General features: G+C 71.6%; 3 protein-coding genes and 1 pseudogene. 2 read left to right on the top strand and 2 right to left on the bottom strand.

What is annotated here, in order from left to right; all coding sequences use genetic code 11:
* Nucleotides 1–271 precede the first annotated feature (271 nt).
* Nucleotides 272–1,846 carry a S8 family peptidase gene (locus MW084_RS03675; RefSeq protein ID WP_029553911.1) on the bottom strand — a complete coding sequence of 525 codons (1,575 nt, stop codon included), beginning with the start codon at nt 1,844–1,846 and terminating at the stop codon, nt 272–274.
* Between the two features lie 792 nt (nt 1,847–2,638).
* On the opposite strand from MW084_RS03675, the gene MW084_RS03680 reads away from it, so the two are divergent.
* The gene (locus MW084_RS03680; RefSeq protein ID WP_010475790.1) at nt 2,639–2,908 is read left to right on the top strand and encodes a type II toxin-antitoxin system Phd/YefM family antitoxin; all 270 of its coding nucleotides are present in this window, start codon (nt 2,639–2,641) and stop codon (nt 2,906–2,908) included.
* Nucleotides 2,848–3,176, top strand: a pseudogene (locus tag MW084_RS24300) (cupin domain-containing protein); the annotation flags it as partial. The gene MW084_RS03680 and the pseudogene MW084_RS24300, both read left to right, overlap by 61 nt.
* Before the next feature lie 130 nt (nt 3,177–3,306).
* Here MW084_RS24300 and ychF read toward each other — a convergent pair.
* On the bottom strand, nt 3,307–4,395 hold the full coding sequence (ychF, locus tag MW084_RS03685; protein WP_010475786.1) for a redox-regulated ATPase YchF: 1,089 nt from the start codon (nt 4,393–4,395) through the stop codon (nt 3,307–3,309).
* Between the last annotated feature and the right edge of the window lie 538 nt (nt 4,396–4,933).

Raw genomic sequence — 4,933 nt, forward strand, 5'->3', positions numbered from 1 at the left:
CGGTGCGGGCCAGCCCTGCGGGGACGATGACACGGGTACGGTGCTCCTGTCGGGGCGGGTGCGAACGAACGTATGAGCGGCGCGCATCGTACGCGGTGGGGGGCGCGGAGAACCAACGCGCCCNGCGNACCGGGCGGGCACCACCGCCCCCGGCTCCCCGCGCCNCCCNTCTCNCCGCCCCGCGCCGCCTTCTCGCCGCGCGGGCGGGCACACGGGTGGGGCGGCCGCCGAGACCGGCGACCGCCCCTGTCCTGTCAGATCCCCCGGTGCGTCAGAACTGCAGCGCCCAGGAGTCGATCGTGCCCGTGTCGTAGCGGGCGTTGTCGGTCACCCGCAGCTTCCAGGTGCCGTTGGCGACCTCGGAGGAGGCGTCCACGGTGTACGTGGTGTTGATGTTGTCGGCGCTGCCGCCCGTGCTGTAGTCCTTCAGCGTGTAGGCGGTGCCGTCCGGCGCGACGAGCTGGACGCGCAGGTCGCCGATGTAGGTGTGCCGGATGTTGACCTCGACCTTCAGCGCGCTCGGGGCGTTGCCCGCGACGTCCGTGACGGTGACCGGCGACTCGACGGTGGCGAGGTCGGCGACCGTGTAGTCGGTGGTGTTCTCGAAGCGGGAGCCGGGCGGCGGGGGCGTGGTGCCGCCGCCGCCGACGTACAGCAGGCGGTTCGGGGAGCCGGTGCCCGGGTTGGTGACCACTCCGCTGGTGGCGGCGGAGGTCAGGGCCGAGGAGACCTGGGCCGGGGTGGCGGAGGGGTTGTTGGCCAGGTACAGGGCGGCGGCGCCGGCGACGTGCGGGGCGGCCATCGACGTGCCGGAGATGGTGTTGGTGGCCGTGTCACCGGTGTGCCAGGCCGACGTGATGCTGGAACCGGGCGCGAAGACGTCCAGCACGCTGCCGTAGTTGGAGAAGCTGGAGCGGGCGTCGGTGTTGGTGGTCGAGCCGACGGTGATCGCCTCGGTGACGCGGGCGGGCGAGGAGGTGGACGCGTCCTTGTTGTCGTTGCCGGCCGCGAGGGTGTAGGTGACGCCGGACGCGATGGAGTTGCGCACGGCCTGGTCCAGCGTGGAGTCCACGCCGCCGCCGAGGCTCATGTTGGCGACGGCCGGCTTGACCGCGTTGCGGGTCACCCAGTCGATGCCGGCGACGACTCCGGCGGTGGTGCCGGAGCCCTGGTTGTTGAGGACGCGGACGCCGACGATCTTCGCCTTCTTGGCGACACCGTACGCGGTGCCGGCGACGGTGCCGGCGACGTGGGTGCCGTGGCCGTTGCCGTCCTGGGCGACGTTGTCGTTGTCCACGGCGTCGAAGCCGTTGAAGGCGCGACCGCCGAAGTCGCTGTGGGAGATGCGCACACCGGTGTCGATGATGTACGCGGTGACGCCCTGGCCGCCGGGCTCGGGGTACGTGTAGCTCCTGTCCAGCGGCAGGGCGCGCTGGTCGAGGCGGTCGAGGCCCCACGTCGGGTTCGGCTGGGTACCCGTGATGGTGAAGACCCGGTCCTGGACGACCGACTCGACCGCCGGGTCCGCGGCGAGCTTTCTCGCCTGCTCCTCGGAGAGCGCCACGGCGTAGCCGTTGAGCGCGCTGGTGTACGTCTTCTTGATCTTCGCTCCGTACTTGGCCGCGACCGCCTTGCCGGACGCGGCGTCCGAGTCGGCGGCGGACTCGTCGAGGGTCACGATGTAGCTGCCCTGGACGGAGTTGGGAGCGTCGGCGTACTGGATCACGCCCTCCTGCACCGGCTCGGCGGCAGCCGGGTGCGCGGAGAGGGTGCCCAGTCCGAGGGCGGCGACGACCGCCGCGCCGGCGGCGGCGACCGAGCGCCGCGACATACGCATCACTGACATGTGGGGGGTCCTCCTGATGGGTGGTGCGTTGCTGCAGGGGATGTTGAGGCAGGTGCATGACAATTTTGGGGATGTGTGCACGACGAACCACGCCGCGGGGTACACGGCGCCGAGCGTCTTGGGCTGCCACGCGAAAGGCTGACTGATCAACAGGGATCCCACAAGGGTTCGGGACGATCGCTCACACATCCGGGGTACGGCCGCTCCGCCGAGGCCCCGCGCCGCGTTCACCGGAAACACGGAACACGATCATCCGATTCGCCACCGGCCTGCAACTTCCTTAGCGATCAAGGAAGTTGCGCCCCCAAGCGCGTCGCCTCGCCCGCCCGGCGTCGCCTCGCCCACCCGAATGCGCCCGCCGGGACGCCGAGCGGAGGCGCCGAACGGGGGCGCCACCGCCCTTCGGCCCGTACGCTCCGCTCACCGAAGCCCGCACCCGGCCGCTCCACTCGCTTCCGGCCCGCCCCCACACCGAGAGGCCGATGTTTTCCGATCTTGCCCGGGTCGGATGGTGACGAGGCTCGTGACGCAGGAAGCCCCCTGCCCGGTGCGGTGGCGCCAACCGCCGTTCGGAGCAAGGAACTTCGCGGCCACCTGTCGCGCCACCCTCGATGCGCCTGGTGCACCGGTTTCGCGGAACACGCAGTCCAGGGCTCCCACCTGCGAAAACGCGGTACTGAAAGGGGCCATCCAGCACCAACCCGGCACGGCGGGAAGCCATCCGGCACGGGCGCACCCCTCATCCGCCTCCGACGGTTGTGTACACATGGCACACCCGGCACTCTTGGGCGCATGACACGGTCGCTGCCCATAGAGTCCATCCGCGATGTCCGGGCGCACCTGGCCGAGGTCGTGGAGCGGGCCGACCGCGACGACCTGCCCACGGTGATCACGCGCCGGGGCAAGCAGGTCGCCGCCGTCGTCTCCATCGAGGCGCTCCGCACGTACCAGGAGCGGGAAGAGCGCGAGATCAACCGGATCATCGACGAACGCATGGCGCCGTCGTGGCGCTGGTCCAGGCGGCATCGGAGGAGGGCATCCGCGTGGCCACCAGCGCCATGACCGCTCTTGAGGCCGATTACGAGCGGATCCACCCGGCCTGCACCAAGTGGGTCCTCTCCCGCGTCGACGTCCACGACGTCACCAGGGAGGTCGCCGACGAAGCCGCCGCCCCCTCCGCGCCCATCGTCTCCACGGCCACACGTACGCCATCGACGCCGCTTTCGCCGTCATCGCCCGCAACGCGCCCCAGCCGGTCACCGTCCTCACTTCCGACCCCGAGGACCTGACTCTCCTGTGCGGCCCTTCCGTAGAGATCGTCAAGGTCTGAAGCACCGGCCACAGCCACTCCGACCAGGCCGGCCGTCAGCCGCAGCACTTCGCGGACGAGGACTCCCCGCGGACAGGCATCCGGGCCCGACCCGCCGACAGGCGGGCCGGGCAGCGCCTTTGATCGAACGTCACACGTTGAAGCGGAACTCCACCACGTCGCCGTCCTGCATCACGTAGTCCTTGCCCTCCATACGGGCCTTGCCGGCGGCGCGGGCCTCTGCCACCGAACCCGCGGCGACCAGGTCCTCGTAGGAGATGACCTCCGCCTTGATGAAGCCCTTCTGGAAGTCGGTGTGGATGACGCCGGCCGCCTCGGGGGCCGTCGCGCCCTTCTTGATCGTCCAGGCGCGGGCCTCCTTCGGGCCGGCCGTCAGGTACGTCTGGAGGCCCAGGGTGGCGAAGCCGACGCGGGCCAGCGTGGCCAGGCCCGGCTCCTCCGCGCCGACCGACTGGAGCAGCTCCATGGCGTCCTCCTCGTCCAGCTCGGCGAGGTCCGCCTCCAGCTTGGCGTTGAGGAAGATCGCCTCGGCCGGGGCGACCAGGGCGCGCTGCTCGTCCTTGAACGCCTCGTCCGTCAGCTCGTCCTCGTCGACGTTGAAGACGTAGAGGAAGGGCTTGGTGGTGAGGAGGTGCAGGTCGTGGAGGAGCTCCGCCTTCTCGCCGCCCTGGACGACGCCCTGCGAGAAGAGGGTGTCGCCGCGCTCCAGGATCTCCTTGGCCGCCTCGACCGCGGCGACCTTCGGCGCCACGTCCTTCTTGATCCGGGACTCCTTCTGGAGGCGCGGCAGGACCTTCTCGATGGTCTGGAGGTCGGCGAGGATCAGCTCGGTGTTGATCGTCTCGATGTCGTCCTTCGGCGAGACCTTGCCGTCGACGTGGACGACGTTCTCGTCCTTGAAGGCACGGATGACCTGGCAGATCGCGTCCGACTCGCGGATGTTGGCGAGGAACTTGTTGCCCAGGCCCTCGCCCTCGCTCGCGCCGCGGACGATGCCGGCGATGTCGACGAAGTCGACGGTCGCCGGGAGGACGCGCTGCGAGCCGAAGATCTCGGCCAGCCGGTCGAGGCGCGCGTCCGGGACGCCGACGACGCCGACGTTGGGCTCGATCGTGGCGAACGGGTAGTTGGCCGCCAGCACGTCGTTCTTGGTCAGGGCGTTGAACAGGGTCGACTTGCCGACATTCGGCAGGCCGACGATTCCGATCGTGAGCGACACGTTGGCGACTTCCCTAGAAGTGTGGATGGTGGGCCGACCCCCCAGTTTACGGGCGGGCCGGCGCCCGCGGTGACGGGCGGGCGGCCGGGGTCCGGGCGCGATCCGGGCGGGGACGCCGGACCCGGCCCGGGCGGGGCCCGGGCAGGGGCGTCGGGCGGGATCCGGATGGAGGCGTCGGGCGGGGCCCGGGCGGGGGACTTCACGCCAAGGTCGCCCCGAAGGCGTGTCTCGTACCGGCTTTCGGGCCGCCCCCCGCCTACTTTGTCACCGTGGAGCAGCACAGGAGCAGCCCCTCCCGCGGCCCGAGGCCGCCGCGGCCCGCCGCCCCGCCCGGGGGCGCGGTCACGGCGGGCGCCGCCGGGGAGGACGCGGCCGACGGGGCCGGCTCACGACGCGGCGACCGGAAGGGTGCGCACATGGACGAGTGGTCCGGTGGACGGCGTGGCGGGCGGCTCGCCCCCCGCCCGGAGGTGCCGCGCGGGAGCCGCCCCGGCGAGCGCCCGCAGCGGTACGAGGGCAGGCCGGGCGGCGCCCGGCC

The sequence above is a fragment of the Streptomyces sudanensis genome (assembly GCF_023614315.1).
GTDB classification, from domain to species: domain Bacteria; phylum Actinomycetota; class Actinomycetes; order Streptomycetales; family Streptomycetaceae; genus Streptomyces; species Streptomyces sudanensis.